Here is a 19,902-nt window from a genome sequence, read left to right as displayed (position 1 = left end):
CGCATGTCACAGACCAACAGCCTGCCCCGTGAGGTCGCCGACGCCTACGTCGACGCCCTGATCGCCCTCGACCCGGTCACCGGCACCTACCTCGGCATGAAGGAGAGTTCGAGCCGCCTTCCCGACACCTCACCCGCGGGCCAGGAGAAGCTCGCCGAGCTTCAACGGGCCACGCTCGCCCGCCTCGACGAGGCCGAACGGCAGCCCGGCGCGGACCGTGACATCGAGCGGCGCTGCGCCCGTCTGCTGCGCGAGCGGCTCACCGCGGAACTCGCCGTGCACGACGCGGACGAAGGACTGCGCTCGGTCGGCAACATGGCGACGGCCGCGCACTCGGTGCGTGAGGTGTTCACCGTGACGCCGAGCGAGACCGACGAGGACTGGGCGGCGATCGCCGAGCGGCTGCGGGCCGTGCCGGCCGCGTTCGCCGGCTACCGCGAGTCCCTCGCCCTCGGTCTGGAGCGCAAGCTGTACGCGGCGCCGCGCCCGACGGCCACCTTCGTGGAGCAGTTGACGGAGTGGGCGGACACCGGGGAGGGGCGCGGCTGGTTCGAGGACTTCGCGGCGGACGGCCCCGACGCGCTGCGCGCCGAGCTGGACGAGGCCGCGCGCGCCGCGACCGCAGCGGTCGTGGAGCTGCGGGACTGGATGCGCGACGTGTACGCGCCGACGATCGAGGGCTCCTCGAACACCGCCGGCCGGGAGCGCTACGCCCGCTGGTCGCGCTACTTCAACGGCACGGACCTCGATCTGGACGAGGCGTACGCGTACGGCTGGTCCGAGTTCCACCGGCTGCTCGGCGAGATGAAGCAGGAGGCGGAGAAGATCCTGCCGGGTGCCGAGACGCCGTGGGTGGCGCTCAAGCACCTCGACGAGCACGGCACCCGCATCGAGGGCGTCGAAGAGGTCCGCGTGTGGCTCCAGGGCCTGATGGACCAGGCGATCGAGTCGCTGGACGGCACGCACTTCGAACTGGCCGAGCGGGTACGGCGGGTGGAGGCGCGGATCGCCCCGCCCGGCGGTGCGGCGGCGCCGTACTACACGCCCCCGTCGGAGGACTTCTCCCGGCCCGGCCGCACCTGGCTGCCGACGATGGGACAGACCAGCTTTCCCGCCTACGACCTGGTCTCGACCTGGTACCACGAGGGTGTCCCGGGTCATCACCTCCAGCTGGCGCAGTGGGCGCACGTCGCCGACAGCCTCTCCCGCTACCAGGCCACGATCGGCATCGTCAGCGCCAATGCCGAGGGCTGGGCGCTGTACGCGGAGCGCCTGATGGACGAGCTCGGCTTCCTCACGGACGCGGAGCAGCGGCTCGGTTACCTCGACGCGCAAATGATGCGGGCGGCGCGGGTGATCGTGGACATCGGCATGCACCTGGAGCTGGAGATCCCGGCCGACTCGCCCTTCCACCCGGGCGAACGCTGGACGCCGGAGCTGGCCGAGGAGTTCTTCGGCGCGCACAGCAGCCGTCCGGCGGACTTCGTGGAGAGCGAGCTGACCCGCTATCTGACGATCCCGGGCCAGGCCATCGGCTACAAGCTGGGCGAGCGGGCCTGGCTGCTGGGCCGGGAGAAGGCCCGGCAGCGGCACGGCGACGCGTTCGACCTCAAGGCGTGGCACATGGCTGCCCTGTCGCAGGGTTCGCTGGGCCTGGACGACCTGGTCGACGAGCTGGCACAGCTGTAGACCGGGAGGCGGCTTCCGGCGTCAGCGCCGGAAGCCGCCCTCGGAGTCGATCACCTGTCCCGTGATCCAGCCCGCCTCGTCCGTCGCGAGCCAGGCGATGAGGCGGGCCGGGTCGTCGGGCATCCCCCAGCGTCCGGCGGGGATGCGGAAGGCGGGGCATGGACGACCATGATGGGGAACCCTCCCGCGCGGCGCACGGGAATCACCGGCCAGGGCCGGTTGTGCGGCGAGGGTGCGTGCCGGGCGTCGCGGGGCAGCCGCGTCACCGACCTACCCGGTCAACACGCCTAGCCGTATGCCAGCGGCCTCAGCTGGACCAGGCCCAGCCACGTCTCCGGTCCCGGCCGCACATGTGCCGCGCGCACCGCGTAGCGGCCGGGGTCGAGGGCGATCCAGACGTGGTCCGTGCGCAGGGAGTCGGTTCCCGGCCAGGCGGCGTCGAACAGCAGGACCGGTCCGGGTACGTTCCAGGCGACCTCCGGTCCCCACACGGCCGCGTCCAGCGCCGCCGGCACCTCGGCGAGCAGTTGTTCCTCGGACTCCGCCGCCGACCACCGTACGAAGAGGCCGCGGTCCGGGAGATACGTGGTGGAGGCGGGCTCGTCGCCGAGCACCAGGGCCGCGCTGTCGCCGACGGGCAGCAGGCCCACGTACCCGTCGACCTCGCAGGCCCGGTCGTAGTCCGAGGCCGTCTCGTCGCCGTCGGCGCCCGCCCAGAACGGCAGCACGGTCTCCGGAACCGCTATCAGCGGCCCGCCACCCGACTCGACCCACTCCGCCACGCCCGGCTCCGCGTATCGCACCATGGCGCGGAATCTACCTGGTACATGACAGTCCGCGTCGTCCGTTCACCGGAAGATCCGGAATCTGCCATTCAGCGGCGGTGCCAGGCATGGATCCTCTGGCACTCAGCAGGGGCAGCGGGCCTGGATCCCCTGGCGTTCAGCAGGGGCAACGGGCCTGCCGCCGCTGTCAGCCGGCAGCGGCGGCAGGCCCGGCGCCGCTGCCGTTCGGCCGCGATGCGACCCCCGGCTCAGCAGCCGCAGTCCTCCGCGTCCACCGGCGCCGTCAGCGGGTCGGCGTCGCGGCGCTGCCTGCCCTCCCAGGTCTCGTACTCGAAGCCTTCGCGGGCCCAGTACTCGAAGCCGCCGAGCATCTCCTTGACCTGGTAGCCGAGTTCGGCGAGGGCGAGCGCGGAACGGGTGGCGCCGTTGCAGCCGGGGCCCCAGCAGTACGTCACGACCGGCACGGACTTGTCGAGGAGCTGTTCGGCCTGCTCGGGGATGAGGGCGGTCGGCAGGTGGACCGCGCCGGGGATGTGGCCCTGGTCCCAGGCCTCGGTGGAGCGGGAGTCGAGGACGACGAAGCCGGGGTCGCCCTCGACCGAGAGCGCGGCGGCGACGTCGGAGACGTCGGCGTGGAAGACGAGGCTCGCACGGAAGTAGGCGGCAGCCTCGGCCGGGGCCGCGGGGGCGACCCGCAGGACGGGGTTGACGGTGTGCGTGCTGACGCTGCTCATGCTCTTGGCCTTTCCCTGACACGACGCGCGGGGCTTCTCGGCGGGCCTCGTCGCCCTCCCCGCACCCAGAAATCTACGGGGGCCGATCACGTCACTGAAGTGGCGATCCCCGGCGTTCCATTTGATCCGCCGGTGATTCCCCTGGTATCTCTCCGACATGACCGAGTTTTCCCCGGACGCCACGGACTGGCGCATTCTCGACGTCCTCCAGCGGGAGGGCCGGGCCAGCTTCGCCGAGCTCGCCCGCGCCGTGTCCATGTCGCCGAGCGCGGTCACCGAACGGGTGCGCCGACTGGAGGAGGCGGGCGTGATCCAGGGGTACGCGGCGGTCGTCGACCCGGACCGGCTGGGGCTGCCGATCCTGGCGTTCGTGCGGCTGCGCTACCCGAACGGCAACTACAAGCCGTTCCACGACCTGCTGGAGGCGACGCCGGAGATCCTGGAGGCGCACCACGTCACCGGCGACGACTGCTTCGTCATCAAGGTCACCGCCCGGTCGATGCGGCACCTGGAGGAGGTGTCGGGGAAGATCGGCGCGCTGGGCGCGGTGACGACGAGCGTCGTCTACTCCTCACCCCTGCCGCGCCGACCGCTGGGCCGCTGACCGCACCCGCAGCGCCGACCCGGCCCTGCCCTTCACGACCTCCAACTGCGCGTGGATGCGCCGCCGCAGGTCGGCCACATGGCTCACGATCCCGACGCTGCGGTCCCGCTCCCGCAGCGAGTCGAGCACGTCGAGCACCTCGTCGAGCGTCTGGTCGTCGAGGCTGCCGAAGCCCTCGTCGATGAAGAGCGTGTCGAGGCGGACCCCGCCCGCCTCGTCGGTGACGACGTCCGCGAGGCCTAGGGCGAGGGCGAGCGAGGCGAAGAAGGTCTCGCCGCCCGACAGCGTGGCGGTGTCCCGCTCCCGCCCGGTCCAGGCGTCGACCACATGCAGCCCGAGCCCGCTGCGGCCGCGTCCGGCCCGGTCGTCGGAGTGGACGAGGGTGTAGCGGCCGGAGGACATCCGCAGCAGCCGGACGGTCGCGGCGGCGGCCACCTGTTCCAGCCGCGCCGCCAGCACATAGGACTCCAGGCGCATCTTGCGTTCGTTGTCCGCCGAAGTGCCCGCGGTGAGCGAGGCGAGGCGGGCCACCCGGTCGTATTCCTCGCGCAGCGGGGCGAGCCGGCGCACGGAGACGGCCGCGCGCGCGGAGAGCCGGTCGAGGTCGGCGCAGCGCCGGGCGGCGGCGTCGCGCGCGGAGGCCGCCTCGCGCACCCGCTGGGCGGCGAGGGCCGCACCCCGCTCGGCGGCGGCGAGGCCGGCGGGCGGCTGCTGGGCGGCGGCCGCGGTGTCGGTCTCGGCGAGGACGGCCCGTACGGCGGCCTCCTGCGCCTGCCAGTCGTCGAGCCGCCGCTGGAGGTCCCGGTGAGCCGCGTCGTCGAGCAGGGCGTCGGCCGCGGCCTGCGGGGTGTCGAAGCCGGCCCGGAACGCGGCGTCGGCCAGCCGGGCGTCGGCGTCCTTGAGCCGCTGGGCGGTGTCCTCGGCGACGCGGGCCGCGTCGGCGGCGTCGGTGAGCAGTGCGACCTGCCCCTCCAGTTGCCCGGCGCGCGCGGCGACGCTGTCGAGGTCCCCGCGGGCCTGCGCCAACTCCGCCTCCAGCGCGGCCCGTTCACGGTCCAGGCGGTCGCGGTGCCCGACCCGGGCGGCGGCTCGCACCGCCGCCTCCTGCCGCAGCGCGGTACGCCGCTCGTGCTCCTGCTCGGCCCGGCGCAGTTCCTCCTGCGCGGGGTGCAGGGCCGAGGCCGCGCGGCGGGCATCGGCGTAAAGCCGCTCCAACTCCTCTGCCCCGTCAGCGAGTTGCCCGGTGGCCGCGTCACCGGCCTCCGCGGTGGCGGCGGCGAGCGCCTCCCGTACGACGCCCAGGCGCCGTTCCTGCTCGCTGTGGCGTTCCTCCGCCTGCTGGTAGGCGGTCAGCGCCCGCTCCTCCGCCTCCCGGTCGACGTGCCCGGCGTCCTTGCGGGCCGGGGCCGGGTGTTCGGTGGCCCCGCAGACGGCGCAGGGCTCGCCGCCCTTGAGCTGGGCGGCGAGTTCGGCGGCGATGCCGTTGAGCCGCTGTTCCCTGACCTCCAGCCAGCGCGCCTTGAGCGTCAGCGCCTCGTCCTCGGCGCGGCGGACCTGCGCGGCGACCGTGTCGGTGTCACCGGCCAGCTGGTCCCGCATCCGGGCCGCGGCCAGCCGCTTCTGTGCGGGCTCGCGCTGCACCGAGAGCTGCTCGGCCCGGGTCGCGGCCTCCTGCGCGGAGTCGATGCGGGCCTGGAGCCCGGCGCGGGTCGCCTCCCACCCGGCGAGCCAGTCGTCCGCCTCGCGCAGCACGTCGTCGTCGGCACGCTCCTGCCGGTCGAGCCCGGCCCGCTCCGCGACCAGGTCGGCCAGCCGCTGCTCGGCCCGCCGCGCCGACTCCAGCCCGCCCAGCTCCTCGGCGGTCCGGCGGGCGGCGGAGGCGAGCCCGGCCGCCCCGGCGTCCGCGAAGGTGTCCGGCAGCAGGGCACGCGTGCGTGCCTCGGCGGCCGCCGCCCGGCCGTGCTCGGCGTCGGCGGCCTCCCTGAGCTCCAGCGCGGGTGCCACGGCCTCGGCCTTGCGGGCCCGCTCCATGCGCGCCAGGGCCTGGCGGTAGCCGTCGGACCGCTCCTCCATCAGTGCGGCCCGCCGCCGCGCCTCCTCGAACCGCTGCTGGAGCCGGGCCAGTTCGCGTACGTCGGCCAGCGCGCGCTCGGCGGCGGCCTGCGCGGACTCGGCGGCCGTGAGGCGGCTGTGGGCGATGGTGAGCTGTTCGCGCGCGGTGCTGCGGGCGACGGCGGCGGCGCTCATGACGGCGTCGGCCAGCCCCGGCTCCCCCGGAGCCGCGTCCGGCAGTGCCATGGCATCGCCCGCCGCCTGCTGCATGCGGTGCGCGTCGGCGAGCAGCTCGGTGTCCCCGTCACGGACCTGCGCCTCGGTGGCGCGGCGGCGCTCGGCGAGCCGCTTCTCGACCTCGGCGAAACGGTGGGTGTCGAAGAGGCGGCCCAGCAACCGGCCGCGCGCCTCGGCGTCCGCGCGCAGGAAACGGGCGAAGTCGCCCTGGGGCAACAGCACGACCTGGCAGAACTGCTCGCGGCTCATGCCGAGGAGCTGCGTGATCTCCTCGCCGATCTCCTGGTGGGACCGGCTGAGGTCCTTCCAGGCGCCGGCCTGGGCGTCGTACTCGCGCAGCCAGCTCTGGGCCTTGTCGAGGGTGCTGCCGGAGCCGCGCTTCTTGGGGCGTTCCCAGGGCGGCTGGCGGGTGACCTCCAACCGGCGTCCGGCGACGGTGAGTTCGAGGCGGACCTCGGTGCGGGTGCCGGGCGCGGCGTGGTCGCTGCGCAGGGTGAGGCCCTGGCCGGTCTGGCGGGCGCCGGGGACCGAGCCGTACAGCGCGTAGCAGACGGCGTCGAGGACGGAGGTCTTGCCCGCGCCGGTCGGTCCGTGGAGGAGGAAGAGCCCGGCGGCGGACAACTCGTCGAAGTCGACGCTCTGGGAGCCGCCGAAGGGGCCGAAGGCGGTCAGGTCGAGCCGGTGCAGTCTCACCGCGCCACCTCCCGCACGGCCTCGTCCGCCCGCACCGCGTCGAACGCGTCCCGCAGCACGCCCTGTTCGTCCGTGTCGGGCCCCGCCCCTCGCACATGGGCCACGAAGTCCTCGGCGATCTCCTGGTCGCTGCGCCCAGCGAGCCGCCTGGCGTAGGACACCTCGGGGTCGTCCGGGGCACGCTCGGGGGCGAAGACGAGACTGAGGGTGTGCGGGAAGCGCTCGGTGAGGCGGGCCATGGGGTCGGCGGGGCGGACGGTGTCGGTGAGTGTCGCCTCGACCCACGCCTCCTCGTGCCGGGCGAGCTCGGGGTCGGCCAGCAGCTCCTCCAGCGTGCCGCGCACCCGGGCCAGCGCGCGCGGCACCGGGCAGTCGACACGCTCGGCGGTCACCGCGCCCTCGGCGTCCAGGTCGACGAGCCACATGCTCTTGCGGTGGTCGGCCTCGGAGAAGGAGTACGGCAGCGGGGAGCCGGAGTAGCGGACGCGGTCGGTGATGGTCTGGCAGCCGTGCAGATGCCCGAGCGCCGCGTAGTCGACGCCGTCGAAGACGCCGGACGGGACGGCGGCCACCCCGCCGACCGTGATGTCCCGCTCGCTGTCGCTGGCCTCGCCGCCGGTGACGAAGGCGTGCGCGAGGACGACGGAGCGGGTGCCGCGCGCGCGGGTGGCGAGGTCGGCACGGACGCGGTCCATGGCGGCGGCGAGCACGGCCTCGTGCCCCGCCTTCTCCACGCCGAACTCGTCCTTCACCAAGGCGGGTTCGAGATACGGCAGGCCGTAGAAGGCCACGTCGCCGAAGGCGTCCTGGAGCACCACCGGCGTCCCGCACGCCGTCGGCTCGGTCCGCAGATGGATGCCGGCGCGGTCGATGAGCCCGGCGCCCACTCCGAGCCGACGGGCCGAGTCGTGGTTGCCGGAGATCATCACCGTCGGCACGCCAAGGTCGGCGAGGCGGTGCAGGGCGTCGTCGAACAGCTCGACCGCGGCCAGCGGCGGCACGGCCCGGTCGTACACATCCCCCGACACGACCACGGCGTCCACGCCGCGCTCCCGCACGGTCGCGACGAGGTGGCCGACGAACTCGGCCTGCGCCCCGAGCATGTTGACCCGGTGGAACGCCCGGCCGAGATGCCAGTCGGAAGTGTGCAGCACTCTCATGAAACGACTCTGACCTGCGTGTTTCTCTCGACGACGCCCCAAAAACCAGCACAAGCCAGCACGAGAACCCCGCGCCGGCACCCACCACGCTAACGCCTGGAGGCACCTGATCCACCACGGACCGCACGTCGCGTTCTCACATCAACCATCGCGCCAGTGGAATTGTCCATGACTCCGCATAGGAGGCTGTCTCCCCGCCCGCCCCCTGGACACCAGGGGAACAGCAGTCTGCATAGTGCCTCTCGACGCGTCGCCCCACGACTCCATGGACGGGCACCGCCTGTCTGGCGCCGACGGATCGACAAGTCCCATGCTCAGAAGGCTGACCGCCGAGGCAGGGAAATCCCGTTGCACGCTCTTGACCTCAATTTCACGCCAGGAGAGGGTGCCGCACCGGACATCGTGGAGGACAGGCCCAATACAGCTGAAGTGCTGGAACGACTCGCACAGCCGCTGAACGTCACCGCCCTGTCGACCCTGATGGAAAGCGTAGAGAAGGCCGCCGTCGCCGAGGAGAAGATTGTGCTGCAAGAACCATCCGCGACAGGTCAAGGAAACCAAGATGGAGGGCAGGACGCCGAAGAGGCGGCATCCGAATCAAGTGCGAGAACGGACGACGGTCACTCCTCGACAACGAGCTGAGCGGTCCCATACATCCGAGGTAGGGCGAGGCGCTTTGCGGTTGTCACCGCCTTCAGCTGGGCGGGGGCTCAGGTGCCAGATGGGGCCCCAACACCTGGTGTAATCGTTTAGCAGTCGGAACTCGCAGGTCGCCCCCTGATCGCTGCCGCCGGAGGACCCGTTGGGCATCACGCCGTTCGAACCAGCCAGGGCGCCCACCCCGTCCATGACGGCAGCGTGCTCGCCGGCCTCAAGCCGGAAGCGGTGGGTCATGATCGGCCGCACCACGAGAGGCGGCACCACCCGCCTCGTGACATGTGGCGATTTTTGTAGTAGACCAACCATTAAGCGCCGCAGCTGCCGGTAGGGGAACCATGGCAAGCGAGCATGAGCACGGCAAAGAAATGAGCGATTCCGCCACTACGAAATCCAGCAAGCCGGATCCGCTATTTGAATGGGTTTTGGGAAATATCTCCTACGCATTACCCCTGACAATGATAGCTGTTGCCGCCCTGCGATTATACATTACAGCAGGCGGGGACTCCGCAACACTGGAGGTTCTCGCAGCGAACCTTGACATCTGGGCGATATTCTCTTCCTCATTCCTACAGGTGTTACCTAGAGCACTTCTGCTTGTCGGGATGTATTTGACTGCCGAGATCGTGTACGAAAGGATCAGAGGGGCGGGTCGAGTGTCAGCCGCCGTCAAACTATCGGCGCTCATCGTAGTTCTGGTGGGAGCCGCTCTCGCTTCTGTGGATCTGTTCATCTGGATGTTCCTCTATGGGTCTATCTTCATCGCCTACTTCATGTGGGAGATGGACAGGAAGTCGACTCGCGTAAACGCCTCATCGTTTGTCTTCTGGGCCGTTATTGCGCTGACCATCAGTGCAATCACCAACACCTCCACATGGCTCCCTAGTGAAGTAGTGACTCTTAAGGGGGGTAAACGGGTGGTCGGATATGTAGTCGCGACGGGCGAGAGTGAAGTTGCATTCCTCTATCGTGACGAGAAGAAGGTGTCCTACATCCCCAATGATCGAATAGTCACACGCTCTCTCTGCAGCGACAAGGAGAGGAGCAGACCGCTCATTACCTACATCTTGCAATCGGGCCAAGCTGGAGACGGGACAGAGCGATGCCCCGAGACTTCCAGTGGACCAAGCGCGCCCCCTGAACTTAGCCCGGGTCCACCGAAGTGATGCGGGCAGGGATGCCTGCAGCACCGGGGGGAGACGTGCGATGCAGCTCGTGCGCGAACAATCTCAGTGTCTTGTCTGCCCGCCACCGAGCTGCAGTAAATGGCCCCGCTGTAGGTGTGGAATGTCCTGCGATCCGCCCGTGGCCCATCCCGGACACCGGCGAGGCGGAAAGACGCGGCAACCGAAGCCCGGACGAGGGCGAAAGGGTACCCGGGGGTGCATGACCGGGGGCTCTCAGCCTGGAATGGCTCGTTCCCAGATAGGCTTCTGATCCGTGCTTGACGCAATCGACCAGACTCTGTCTGATGTCCGCGGGGTGCAAGGCGGTGTCGCGGTTGGGTTCCATATCTGGCTGTGCCGGGGCCGACCTGCACCGTCGAGCAGGATGAGCGCAGTACGTACGTCGATGTGCGCCGCGTTCAGGGGGCTGCTCTTCAGAGTCGGATCGGCCGCTCGGCGGTGGCAGGGACCGGACGATCTTTGCGGGCCGCCGAGTTAGTCAGTCGAGCCAAGGTCACCGGTACTGCGCCCGGCCCTGGCAGGCGCTCCCGGCCCCACGTTCCCGAAGGCCCGATGCCGAGCCGCATCCAGCGGGGGGTGCAGGTGCGGCTGAGGGAAGCCGATCTCGTTACTCAGGTTGAATCGGTGATGTCCGGTGTCTCGATCAGGTCCGTGAGGTCCAGACCGGTGGTCGGGAGGCAGCCGCTGATCAGGTGAGGCCGGCACTGGATTTTTTTCAGTTTCCGTTTGATGACGCGGGTCAGGTGCGCGAGGTCGGCGGCGGCGAAGTCGGCCAGGGCCCGCTTGAGCAGGCTCCAGATGCCTTCCTGCGGGTTGATCTCCGGTGCGTAAGGCGGCAGATGGAAGATGACCAGCCAGTCCCTGTGCTGCGCCTCGAAGTCGAAGAATTCCTGCTGAAGATGCACGGAGAGGTTGTCCCAGACCCACACGACGGGGTGCCGAGCTGCAGGTGCACCATGCGGATGAAGTCCCGGTAGTCGCTCCAGGCGAAGGTCTTCGGCTCGCCCTTGCGGCCACGGTGGACGTGCAGTTTGAAGAACATCCGTGGCCGGTGACCGGACTTGAAACACACCGCGCCGGCGATGCTGACCCGGCCACCGCGCCTCCCGGCCACCCGTACGACCGGGCGGGCCCCGCGCGGCGCCCAGGTCCGGCCCCTCGGCGGGATCAGCGACTGGCCGGACTCGTCCGCGAAGCAGATATGGGCGCCCAGGTCGTGCGCAGTACTTTTAGCCGCGGCCACACCTCGGCCTTCCACACTTCGATCGCCGCCTCGTCGCGTTCGAGTGCTCGCCGCACCGGCACCTGGCAGCTCCAGCCGTGCCGTTTCAGCAGCCGCCACACGCCCTGGACGGTGTAGCCGACGTGGAACAACCGGCCGATCAGCAGCTTCACCCGCTTCAGCGTCCAGCCCTGCACCTCGTCGTCGAAGCCGTGCGCCAGCGGGCCCCGTTTCAACTCCGCCTCCAGCCGCTGCCATTGCTGCACCGACAGCCTCTCCACCGCCATAGGGCCCGCCGACGCCAACGCTCCGGCACCGCCGTGCCGCCAGGCCGCCCGCCACCGGCGCACCGACCGGTCCGTCACCCGCAACTCAGCCGCGATCCGGGCGGTGGCCGCCCCGGCCTCGAACCATCTGGCGGCCTCCAGCCGCACGGCCTCCCGCTTCACCTGCCCGGCAGGCGTCAGCCCGCCCCCTTGCGCGTACCGCATGAGGACGTCGTACCGCAGGGATCACGACCCATCACCACAGCCCGGACATCACCGATTCAACCTGAGTAAAGTGCTTGCGTGCCAGGCGGGCTGCATTGGAGTCGACCACGGCCATGGCACCGCAATAGTTTCCCGCCATGTTCAGTAAGGCCGCCGCAAGTCAGCGATATATGCATATCGGCCTAACATACACACTCAAGGCGAGTACTGAATCGTCCACGCTATTGGCAGATGCATCACATCCCTGAGACTCGGCCGACACGAGAGTCGGAAAAAGTTCCGACGCTTCTGACCCAGAGGCAAGGGAACCTACTTCCTGTCGAGCTTCGAAAAGAGCGCGACCGTGACTAGCACTTTCGAGACTACGTGAGGCGTCCAGCGCGGTCGGAGAACTTCTCGGAATCGAGTATCCCCGCTCGACCCTCACCTTCCTTTTCCCGCCCCCACTCTGGCCTATGGTGAGCCTTACGGCAGGATTAGAGGAATTCACACACTCAACCCACCCGAGGATCACCGCCTCCCCTACGAGGTCCTCTTCCTCCTTCGCCACAACCGATTGACCATGAAGATGCAGGGCCGCAATTATCGGCTCTCCGTCATCAAAATGGCCCAGCCCTCCAGCAGGAGAAGTAACATGAGCAAGCAAGACTTGGTCGCGATACTTCTCTTGCCTTCTGACTAGCTCCCTCTTCTCCTTCAGGCGCTCAATTATATTGAACCAGCGCAAGCGGCCGGAAATACCTGATTCGATTTCTGATGAATCAATTTTACATGGCGGAACAATATTGCTCGTATCGGCGTCAATGTAGGCAGGGAACAACACAAGGTCGCCCCCCTTCAGTGCGGTGATATCCACAGACGGGTTTTGAATCTTAATCAATCCACGCACCGATTTGAAGAGCTGATTAACATAGCCATATGCAGTCTGCTGAAGGGTGTAACGCTTCACATATGACGAACCCCCATGGAAGCCCCCAGAGATGCTGGAGAACAACAGAGACAAATTCACCCCAAGAGCGCCCGCATATTTTTCAGAATTTTCGATCGATATATCGCCGTGCACCGCTCCGACACTCGATGCGATTACGTTCTTAACCTCTGCATCATTTAGATATAGGTAATCGCGGCATTGCCTCTCCTGCCTCGCCTTGATGATCTCCTTGTTCAGTTCTCCATGTTTTGACATCATCAGAAAACATCCCCTTTCGGTAAATTGCACCGCCTGAAAATGGAAGGTTGTCGAGTTTATCGCTTCCCTATCCCGACGTCCGCAGCGAAAGTCGAGAGTCTATTCTGCTAAATGGTGCCACCCGCCTCTCATCATCTTTCGCTTGTGGCGTTGGCCGCTAGGGCCGATCAGCCCTATGACGATGCTGGCATCCGCCTCATCAATACCAACCGCCTCATCCGCCTCGCCCGCCGGACTTACGCAGAATCCGGTGCCATTCCGCCCTCTCAACGCCCCCCGGCTGTGCAGCTCAGGTGTTGGTGGCAAAAGGCAGGACGGGCCAGCCGGAGCGGTGGGCGTGGGCGGTCAGGACGGGGTCGGTGCCGATGACCGACGGTCGCCCCACCGTGCGGAGCAGGGCAAGGGTGCCGGCGTGGCCGCCGTAGCCGAAGCACCGGTGCAGGTCCGCGCCGTGGGCAGCGGCCGTGGTGCGGGCGGCGCGGGCCTTCGCCGCGGCGGTCATCGGGCGGCGTACCGCGCCGGTCAGGCGCCCCTCGGCGTCCAGCAGCGGTTCGGTGCCCATGACCAGGTCGGCTCCCAGGTCCTTGCCGACGGGGATGAGGCAGGGCGCGAACGCCTCCGACAGCAGGACCGTGAGGTGCCCGGCTTCCTGGTGGGCGCGCAGCGCGGCGACGGCGGACGGGACGAACGGCCGGCTCGTCTGCCGGCCGCGGCACAGGTCGTCGTACCAGTGCTGCCCCTGTTCCATCAGATCGGTCCACAAGGTGCCCTCGTAAAGCCGGTAGTGGGCGCGGAGGATGTCCGCGGGGCCGATGCCGAGGGCGGTCAGCGCGCGCAGCTGACCCCGTTCGTAGGCGAACTGCCGTTCGGGGAGGCGGTGGCGCAGGAAGTCCTCCAGGACGCGTGTGCTCAGCAGGGTCTGATCGATGGCGAAGAAGGCGATCACCGGGGCGCTCCGACCGGGTGCGTCAGTCATCTCGTCCTTCCTGGTGGGCCGGGCGGTGACAGGGCTGGGTGTGGGACACGTATCGGGACGGGGGGTCGATCAGGGCCCACACCGTCTTGCCGACGTGCCGGTCGGGCCGCACACCCCACTCCTTGGCGACGGCCTCGACAAGGCGCAGGCCGCGTCCGTTCTCCGCCTCCCCGACCTCGCCGTCCCGGACGACGACCGGCAGACCGCGGCCCTGATCGCAGACCTCGATGAGGCAGGAGCCGTCCTCCCGGGCCGTCACGGCCACCTCGAACTCCCGCACCAAAAGCGGCGCGTGGCGGACCACGTTCGCCGCCAGCTCCGAGACCAGCAGGGCCGCATTCGCCACGTTCTCGCCCTCCGCCTCATGCCCCCACGCGGCCAGATGCCGCCGGACCCGCTGCCGGGCCACACCGACCGAGGCCGGATGACGGGGCACCCGGAAAGCAACGCGTCTCAGCACACGAACCCCCCACTCCGAACACGGATCCGACACGCTTGCTACACCTGTTTGGTAACCGCTCACTGCCGTCGGGGACACCCGCCCCCGCCAGATCACGCCAGTCCCACGCCCGGGCCCGGCCCCGCCACCTAGCAGGGCGGCACGGCCGCGTCGCCGCCGCCCCCGGAGCACGCCGGCTCGAAGAACGGGCAGGTCAGCTCTCCGGCGCCGACCGGCTGCACGGCGGTGCGGCCACCGGAGCGGAGCGCGGCGACGTGACCGCGTACCCCAGTGGCACATGCGCGTACACCCGCAGAACGACCGAAGCCCGGGGGGTCGTCGACCGTGCGGCAGGCGGAACAGACGGCTGACCCCTAACCCGGCGGTGCGGCCACCCGTGCGCGACCGCGAGATCAGTGATGTCGGCATGCCCGGCGGCAACGAGGGCCGAACGGCCCTTGCCGAACAGGTCCGGGGCGCTTTCGATGGAGGCGTCAGACCTGCGAGCGGCCCCGGCCCCCGGCCCCGTGCGGCGGACAGGCACGCCGTGCGCGAAGGGCCCCTGCTATGGCTGACCAGTCACGTACCCCCGGTCCGGATCGAGCGGAACGCCGTGTCCCCGCGCTCATCGGGACGGCACGGTGAAGGACGAGACCGCCCGCCGTCTCGCCCTGGGCTGCCCGCAGGGGGCGGCAACCGCCGTCGGGCCGCGCCGTACGGTCGCGCTGGATCCCGACGAGGCCCTGCGGCTGCTCGGCAGTGTGCCGTTGGGCCGCGTCGTCTTCACCCAGAAGGCGCTGCCCGCCGTACGCCCCGTCAACCATGTCCTGGACGACGGCGACATCGTCATCCGCACCCACGACGGCGCCGCCCTGGTCTCGACCGCGCAACAGAACGGCGACCACGGCGTGGTCGTCGCCTACGAGGCCGACGTCATCGACCCTGTCGCGCATCTCGGCTGGAGCGTCGTCGTCACCGGCTACTGCCGTCTGGTCACCGACCCCGAACAGATCGCGCGCTACCAGCGGATGCTGCACCCGTGGTCGGACCAGCGGATGGATCACGTCGTACGCATCCGCCCCGACCTGGTCACCGGCGTCCGACTGATCAACGGCAACGGCACCCGCCCGCAGGCGTAGTCGTACTTCCAGTGCCCATCGGAGCGGACAGTCGGCCGAACTGCTGGTCAACGCCGCAAAGAGGGCTGTTGTGCCCGGCCGACGCCCCCCTCCTCACCGTCGACCGGGCACCGGATTCCCCGCCCGCCATGCGGGAGGATCGCGGGCGGGGATGGTTCAGCCGGTATCAGGCGCTCGGTGCCCGTCGTGCGACGGCAGGCGAGGCAGGAAGATCTGTCTCATCGGTGGCCTCCCGGTCGGCGTCTTGATCGGCGGAGGGCGGGCCGCGAGAGACGGGGCCAGTTCAACGCCTCCGCGGCCGCACTCGTACTGCGTCGGCCGGGGTCCGGGGCACTGCCGGAGAGCCTACGGCGGCCTCGCACACCTTGGCGAGGGCCCCTTTACCCCGCACCGGGGGTGAATCAGCCCATTGACATGGGCATCCTTCGCATCACCGGGGCGCGAGTGTCAAGAAAATACGTTAAAAACCCTTCGATTGAGGGAATCGAAATCGAAGTAGCGTTCCTTCTCCTCGCGGGTGACCGGCCCCGCCGTAGGCTGGCCGCCTGTCGTCACCCCAGTCCCTGGTGGCCCGTACATGTCATCGCCGCCCTCCGGGGGGAGTATGCGGAGGGCCTGGCTCATCAGGGGGAGCCGCCATGCAGGAGACGACCGCGTGGCCCGTCGGACACATCCAGGTCGACCGGGTTCACGGACTGGTCCTGATCGCATTCCACGGCGAGATAGACATCGCCTCCGCTCTCACGATCCTGCCCAGGCTGGACGCCGCGACCGCGGCCGCGGGACAGACGGTGGTGGCCGACCTCACCCCCACCGAGTTCTTCGACTGCTACGGGCTGAGACTGCTGCACCGCGCCGAGCGGCGGGTCAGGGAGCGGGGTGGGCGGCTCCTGCTGGTCTGTCCGCACCCGCTGACGCTGAAGATCGTGCACCTCGCGGGCCTGAGCAGCCGGCTCGCCACGGTACCGACCCTTGAGGAGATCCTCACGTCCGACGCCGGGGGAGCCGTCGGCTGAGTCTCCGACGCAGCCGAACGCCAACCCATGCCGATCCGCCAGTGCGCGTGCCAGCCGCAGCACGTTGATGCTGCCCGCGCCCAGGTCGGCGGTATGCCGCAGGTCGACCAGGACCCCCGCGCCCTCGGGGCGGATGGCACCGTGCAGGAGACGGCCGAGATGCGGTTCGGTGGCCGGACCGATCTCCTGTCGGACCTCGATCAGCAGCCACCCGGAGTGACGGCGGATCGTGATCGGTGACGGCCGCGAGTCGGCGTCGGCGGCTCGGACCGCCCGCGGCCGTGACGCCGACGCCGAGCGTCGCCGGGACAGCAGTGCCGCCGTCACCGCCCTCGGGCGGAGAGGAAGAGGAACGCTCCACGTCATGGTGCCCCCCTGAGCACGACCGAAGAGGTGGAACAAACCGCGCACATATCTGAATCAACCGCGTGCAAACGAACAAAAAGCATGCTCCCGTCGGCCCACGGGCGACAGGGGCCGATGGTCCTGAACCAAGGACGGTGACACGCGCCCCCCCAAGGCCGGAGTGTGCACCCCGCAAGGGCCGTACGGCCTCGTGCGGCAGCCCGCTCGACCCCTCCCCGGCGTCTTTCCGCCGTTCCTAGCCTTTCCCACAGGCCCTAGCCCCGGGGAGCAGGTGCCCGGCAGGGCGAACGAGGGAGGAGATGCCGATGCAAGCCACCACCTCGGTCACCACGGGCGCGACGGCCGCAACGGCCCTGGCCGTACGTCACCGCGCTCCCCCGCCTCCCCGTGGGCCCTCCGCCCTGGCGCGGCGCACGATCGGCCGATGTGATTCCGTGCTCTGCCGTGGTACTCGTCCGACCACCGGCCGGTCCCTGTCCGGCATCTGGGGCGTCCCGTCGCGCCGCCCTGCCGACCCCCCTGTCCGCTCCAGGCGGCGTCGGTACTGGTCATCGCGTGGCGCGGAACGCCTTCGTCCGTTCGTCCGGGGCGCTCGCAGACGATATTGTCCCGCCCGTGCGACGAAAACACCGTCCTGTGCCCGGTGGGGGCCGAGATGCCCTCCCCGAAGAGGCACGGGCCAGTCATCAGTGGGCAGGGTTCGCCTTGATCCCCCGTTCCGGCGGCCCGTCGAACGGCTGCCGGCCCACCCCCAAGTGAGGTGAACCCCATGCCTGAGCAGTCACGTCAGGAACGGCTGGCCGCCGCGTTCGTCGAGCTGGCCGACACTCTGGTCGGCGACTTCGACGTCATCGCGTTCCTGCACACCCTCGCCGACCACTGCGTCGACCTGCTCGACATCACCGCCGCCGGCGTGATGCTGGCCACCCCCCAGGGCGACATCCTGGACGCCTCCGCCTCCGACGAGCGCACCCGCCGGCTGGAGACCGACAGCATCGACTGGGACGAGGGCCCCTGCCTGGACTGCTTCCGCACCGGGAAGCCGATCCCCGGCATCCCCCTGGTCCATCCGCACGCGCGCGCCCAGTGGCCGCGCTTCGCCCACAAGGCCCAGGAGCTCGGCTTCGCCTCCGTGGCCGCGGCCCCCTTGCGGCTGCGCGAGCAGACCATCGGCGCACTCAACCTCTTCCGCGCCGACCCCGACCCCCTGGCACCCGACCAGCTGCACCTGGGCCAGGCGCTGGCCGACATCGCCGCCATCGGCATCCTGCAGCAGCGCGCGGTGCACGAACAGGCCGTCGTGGCGGGCCAGCTGCAAGCCGCTCTCGACTCACGGATCGTCATCGAGCAGGCCAAGGGCGCCCTCGCCCAGCTGCACTCCATCAGCGTGGACGACGCCTTCGACCAGCTGCGCCGCTACGCCCGCCACCACCGTCGGCGGCTGACCGACGTCGCCCGCGAGGTGATGGACGGCAGCACCGACGTACTGCCCGCGCCCGAACAGTGACCACCGCGGCGTCCACGCCGAGCACAACGACGAACGGCCCCGGCGTGGGGAAGAGGGGAGGAACCATGGTCAGCCCGCAGATGTCCCAGCTCCTGCACGACCTCACCACCGACCGCGACCCCGGCCAGCCCCTGCCCCTCACCCGACTGCGGGCCTGCGCCAAGGTGCTGGGCCTGGACGGCCTCGCGGTGTCCGTGACCCGGCCGGGCGACTCGACCGAACTGCTGCGGTACACCGGAGAGCGTGCCGCCCAGCTGGAGGACGTCCAGTTCACGCAGGGCCAGGGCCCCGGGCCGGAGGCCGCCCGCACCGGCCTGCCGGTCACCGAACACGACCTCACCGTCAACCACTCCGCCCGCTGGCCCGGCCTCGTCCCCGAACTCCTCGACCTGGGCGTGCGCGCCGTCTTCGCCTACCCCCTCGCCCTGGGCACCGTCCGCCTGGGCGTCCTCACCGGCCACCGCACCACGGTCGGCGCCCTCTCCGGCGAACAGGACGCCGACGCCCGCGCCCTGGCCCAGAGGCTGACCCTGCTGCTCATCGACCGGGCCGCCTCCCCCGATGACCCCGTCGTCTGGCTGACCGAGACCAGCCATCTGCACCGCGCCGAGGTCCACCAGGCCACCGGCATGGTCGCCAAACAGCTCGGCGTCAGCCCCGCCGAGGCCCTCGTCCGTATCCGCGCCCACGCCTTCCAGACCGGACGCCCTCTGCTGGAGACCGCCCGCGCCATCCTCGCCCGCGAGCTGTTCCTGACCGCCAACCATCCTCCCCACAGCGGCGACAGGGCCTGACCCGGCACCGCTGCGGCGCGCTGCGGCCGCATTTCTCCGCCGGAACCCGAAACCGCAAACCGGACCCGCCGAAGCCGGTGGACACGCGGCCCGTCGGCCAGGTGCGGGACCGGTCAGCACCCGTCGCACCGTGCGCGGGGCGCGAGGAGGGCGACCGCCTTGAGGTGATCGCCGTGCACACGGCTCCCCGGCGCCGGTACCGCGAGCCCCCGCAGACGTGACTCCCCGCAGACGTGAGTCCCCTGATCCCGAGGCTGACGGCCGGGTCTGACGGCAGGGGTGGTTACCCGTGACCCGTGTCTCAGGCGTCTCCGTACGCCTCTCCGCCCAGTTCGAACCCGGCCGTCCCGGCGGTCGCGTCCGCGAGCCACGCCTCGAAGGCCGGTACGTCCGCGTCCGGGAGGCCGATCTCGATGGTGACCGCCTCGCCGTAGCGCACGTCGCGTACCTCGCGGCCGGTGGCGCGCAGGTCGTTCTGGACCTTGCCCGCGCGCTGGTGGTCGACCGTGACCGTGGCGAGGCGGAAACGGCGGCGGGTGATGGTGCCGAGGGTGTCCAGGGCCTCGCCGACCGCACCGCCGTAGGCGCGGATGAGACCACCGGCGCCGAGCTTGACGCCGCCGTAGTAGCGGGTGACGACGGCGACGACGTACCGCATGTCGCGCCGCAGCAGCATCTGGAGCATGGGGACGCCGGCGGTGCCGCCCGGTTCGCCGTCGTCGCTCGCCTTCTGGATCGCGCCGTCGGCGCCGATGACGTAGGCGAAGCAGTTGTGGGTGGCGTCGGCGTGCTCCTTGCGGACGGCCGCGATGAAGTCCTGGGCCTCCTGCTCCGTGGCGGCCGGGGCGAGGGCGCACAGGAAGCGGGAGCGGTTGACCTCGGTCTCGTGCACGCCCGCGCGGGCGACTGTGCGGTACTCGTCCTGCATCGGGCCAGCCTAGTCCGTGGTCGGGGCGGTGCCGCGA

General features: G+C 70.1%; 19 protein-coding genes and 2 pseudogenes. 9 read left to right on the top strand and 12 right to left on the bottom strand.

Annotated features, from left to right (window positions below; genetic code table 11):
• Positions 1-3: 3 nt before the first annotated feature.
• Positions 4-1,689 (top strand): DUF885 domain-containing protein, encoded by a 1,686-nt coding sequence (locus DI272_RS41890; protein ID WP_109500375.1) that lies wholly within the window; start codon positions 4-6, stop codon positions 1,687-1,689.
• Between the two features lie 21 nt (positions 1,690-1,710).
• On the opposite strand, the pseudogene DI272_RS41885 reads toward DI272_RS41890, so the two are convergent.
• The 3 genes and pseudogenes from DI272_RS41885 to DI272_RS41875 all read right to left on the bottom strand — a co-directional run.
• Positions 1,711-1,830, bottom strand: a pseudogene (locus tag DI272_RS41885) (SDR family oxidoreductase); the annotation flags it as partial.
• 146 nt (positions 1,831-1,976) lie between these two features.
• Positions 1,977-2,495, bottom strand: a complete 519-nt coding sequence (locus tag DI272_RS41880) for an immunity 21 family protein (protein ID WP_109500374.1) — start codon at positions 2,493-2,495, stop codon at positions 1,977-1,979.
• Between the two features lie 227 nt (positions 2,496-2,722).
• Complete coding sequence (locus DI272_RS41875; RefSeq protein ID WP_109500373.1) at positions 2,723-3,208, bottom strand: rhodanese-like domain-containing protein; 486 nt, start codon at positions 3,206-3,208, stop codon at positions 2,723-2,725.
• 157 nt (positions 3,209-3,365) lie between these two features.
• Here DI272_RS41875 and DI272_RS41870 point away from each other — a divergent pair, with 157 nt between their 5' ends.
• Positions 3,366-3,812, top strand: coding sequence for an Lrp/AsnC family transcriptional regulator (locus DI272_RS41870; RefSeq protein ID WP_109500372.1), 447 nt, complete (start codon positions 3,366-3,368; stop codon positions 3,810-3,812).
• Here DI272_RS41870 and DI272_RS41865 read toward each other — a convergent pair.
• On the bottom strand, positions 3,780-6,794 hold the full coding sequence (locus DI272_RS41865) for an AAA family ATPase (RefSeq protein WP_109500371.1): 3,015 nt from the start codon (positions 6,792-6,794) through the stop codon (positions 3,780-3,782). The genes DI272_RS41870 and DI272_RS41865 overlap by 33 nt on opposite strands.
• Complete coding sequence (locus tag DI272_RS41860; RefSeq protein ID WP_109500370.1) at positions 6,791-7,954, bottom strand: exonuclease SbcCD subunit D; 1,164 nt, start codon at positions 7,952-7,954, stop codon at positions 6,791-6,793. Before DI272_RS41860 ends, DI272_RS41865 begins: the two co-directional genes overlap by 4 nt.
• A gap of 348 nt (positions 7,955-8,302) precedes the next feature.
• On the opposite strand from DI272_RS41860, the gene DI272_RS44310 reads away from it, so the two are divergent.
• Both DI272_RS44310 and DI272_RS44305 read left to right on the top strand, forming a co-directional pair.
• Entirely contained in the window at positions 8,303-8,596 is a 294-nt protein-coding gene (locus DI272_RS44310) for a hypothetical protein (RefSeq protein ID WP_146238429.1), read from the top strand.
• Positions 8,597-8,949: 353 nt separating this feature from the next.
• Positions 8,950-9,777: an MFS transporter gene (locus DI272_RS44305; RefSeq protein ID WP_146238428.1), complete on the top strand. Its 828-nt coding sequence runs from the start codon at positions 8,950-8,952 to the stop codon at positions 9,775-9,777.
• Between the two features lie 632 nt (positions 9,778-10,409).
• Here DI272_RS44305 and DI272_RS45790 read toward each other — a convergent pair.
• From DI272_RS45790 to DI272_RS41840, 6 genes and pseudogenes are all read right to left on the bottom strand, one after another.
• Complete coding sequence (locus tag DI272_RS45790; protein WP_258314830.1) at positions 10,410-10,703, bottom strand: transposase; 294 nt, start codon at positions 10,701-10,703, stop codon at positions 10,410-10,412.
• A gap of 185 nt (positions 10,704-10,888) precedes the next feature.
• Positions 10,889-10,966, bottom strand: a pseudogene (locus tag DI272_RS46350) (IS630 family transposase); the annotation flags it as partial.
• Positions 10,966-11,511 carry a winged helix-turn-helix domain-containing protein gene (locus DI272_RS41850; RefSeq protein WP_109500369.1) on the bottom strand — a complete coding sequence of 182 codons (546 nt, stop codon included), beginning with the start codon at positions 11,509-11,511 and terminating at the stop codon, positions 10,966-10,968. The pseudogene DI272_RS46350 and the gene DI272_RS41850, both read right to left, overlap by 1 nt.
• A 160-nt stretch (positions 11,512-11,671) precedes the next feature.
• Positions 11,672-12,730 carry a hypothetical protein gene (locus tag DI272_RS44300; RefSeq protein WP_146238427.1) on the bottom strand — a complete coding sequence of 353 codons (1,059 nt, stop codon included), beginning with the start codon at positions 12,728-12,730 and terminating at the stop codon, positions 11,672-11,674.
• A 259-nt stretch (positions 12,731-12,989) separates the two neighbouring features.
• On the bottom strand, positions 12,990-13,676 hold the full coding sequence (locus DI272_RS41845) for a haloacid dehalogenase-like hydrolase (RefSeq protein ID WP_109500368.1): 687 nt from the start codon (positions 13,674-13,676) through the stop codon (positions 12,990-12,992).
• Positions 13,669-14,112 carry an ATP-binding protein gene (locus tag DI272_RS41840; protein ID WP_309221692.1) on the bottom strand — a complete coding sequence of 148 codons (444 nt, stop codon included), beginning with the start codon at positions 14,110-14,112 and terminating at the stop codon, positions 13,669-13,671. The genes DI272_RS41845 and DI272_RS41840 overlap by 8 nt, the downstream gene beginning before the upstream one ends.
• Positions 14,113-14,756: 644 nt before the next feature.
• Here DI272_RS41840 and DI272_RS41835 point away from each other — a divergent pair.
• From DI272_RS41835 to DI272_RS41815, 5 genes are all read left to right on the top strand, one after another.
• Entirely contained in the window at positions 14,757-15,254 is a 498-nt protein-coding gene (locus tag DI272_RS41835) for a pyridoxamine 5'-phosphate oxidase family protein (protein ID WP_109500366.1), read from the top strand.
• 638 nt (positions 15,255-15,892) lie between these two features.
• Complete coding sequence (locus tag DI272_RS41830; protein WP_109500365.1) at positions 15,893-16,270, top strand: anti-sigma factor antagonist; 378 nt, start codon at positions 15,893-15,895, stop codon at positions 16,268-16,270.
• 27 nt (positions 16,271-16,297) lie between these two features.
• On the top strand, positions 16,298-16,510 hold the full coding sequence (locus DI272_RS41825) for a hypothetical protein (protein ID WP_109500364.1): 213 nt from the start codon (positions 16,298-16,300) through the stop codon (positions 16,508-16,510).
• An 895-nt stretch (positions 16,511-17,405) separates the two neighbouring features.
• On the top strand, positions 17,406-18,143 hold the full coding sequence (locus DI272_RS41820) for a GAF and ANTAR domain-containing protein (protein WP_109500363.1): 738 nt from the start codon (positions 17,406-17,408) through the stop codon (positions 18,141-18,143).
• Positions 18,144-18,208: 65 nt separating this feature from the next.
• Positions 18,209-18,937, top strand: coding sequence for an ANTAR domain-containing protein (locus tag DI272_RS41815; protein WP_109500362.1), 729 nt, complete (start codon positions 18,209-18,211; stop codon positions 18,935-18,937).
• 301 nt (positions 18,938-19,238) lie between these two features.
• On the opposite strand, the gene DI272_RS41810 is transcribed toward DI272_RS41815, so the two are convergent.
• Positions 19,239-19,865, bottom strand: coding sequence for a YigZ family protein (locus tag DI272_RS41810; protein WP_109500361.1), 627 nt, complete (start codon positions 19,863-19,865; stop codon positions 19,239-19,241).
• Positions 19,866-19,902 lie beyond the last annotated feature (37 nt).

The organism is Streptomyces sp. Act143 (genome assembly GCF_003143935.1).
In the GTDB taxonomy this organism is placed as follows: Bacteria; Actinomycetota; Actinomycetes; order Streptomycetales; family Streptomycetaceae; genus Streptomyces.
Note: the sequence above shows the minus strand (reverse complement) of the source record. Positions and strands in the feature narration are given on the sequence as shown.